The organism is Streptomyces sp. SID14478 (assembly GCF_010548525.1).
GTDB lineage: Bacteria > Actinomycetota > Actinomycetes > Streptomycetales > Streptomycetaceae > Streptomyces.
In genome coordinates this window covers 1-974 of the sequence record NZ_JAAGMG010000580.1, presented here as the reverse complement: position 1 = coordinate 974, position 974 = coordinate 1, and the positions used below count along the sequence as shown (strand labels likewise).

General features: G+C 74.3%; 1 protein-coding gene. It reads left to right on the top strand.

Annotation, left to right across the window (positions count from 1 at the left end; translation table 11 throughout):
• On the top strand, window positions 1-974 hold a 974-nt coding region (locus G3I40_RS18905; protein ID WP_164303311.1), incomplete at both ends, for a tetratricopeptide repeat protein.

The following is a 974-nucleotide window of genomic DNA, read 5'->3' as shown; positions in this document are numbered from 1 at the left end:
GCTCGGCGCGGCCGCCGCCGCGGCCCTGCTGGCCACGGACGAGTCGCAGGCCACCCGCCATCTGACGGAGCTGTCCCGCGCGGGCCTGATCGACCACGTCCGGGGCAGCCGCTACCGGCTGCACGATCTGGTCCGCGTCTTCGCGCAGGCCCGCCTCGCCGACGAGGAGGAGCCGGCCGAGCGCACGGCGGCGCAGGAGCGCCTCATCCAGAACTACGCGGACCTCGCCGACGCGGTGATCCGGATGGTCGACGGCAACATGTCCACGCGCGCCGGGCAGCCGGGCCCGCACGGCTTCACGTCCCTGGACGCGGCGCTGCGCTGGCTGGACGACGAGTCGAGCTTCATCACGGCGGCGCTGCGGCACGCGGAGGGCGTCAACCAGGACGCGGTCCTCGGCCTGCTCGGCGCCCTGTGCGACTACTGCCTCCTGCGGGGCGACCTCTACCGCCTGGGCGAGATCAGCGAGTTGACGCAGGCCATCGACCAGGGGCTGCTCGTGCGCTCGGTCCAGTGGCGCACCGGCATCGCGGCCCGCCAGCTCGGCGAGCTCGACAAGGCGCGTACGACGCTGACGTCGGTGGTCGACCTGTACCGCGAGGCCCACCACCAGGCGGGCGAGGCCCGCGCCCTGTGCTCGCTCGGCATCACGCTGCACCACCAGGGCCAACTCGCTGAGGCCACCGCCAAGTTGAGGCAGGCCCTCGATCTCCAGACGACACCGGAGACGAAGGGCGACCGCGGCTGGACGCTGCACGCACTGGCGGCGGTCGAGCGCGACCGCGCCCACGTCCGCGAGTCCGGCGCCCTGCTCACCGACGCCCTCGCCCTGCACCGGGAGAACGAGTCGCTGCACGGGGAGGCCTGGGCCCACTTCCAGCTCGGCCAGCTCTGTCTGCGCCTCGGCGACGTGCCGCGCGCCGACGAGGAGCTGCGGGCCGCCCTCGACCTGTACGGCCGCACGCGCGACGGCC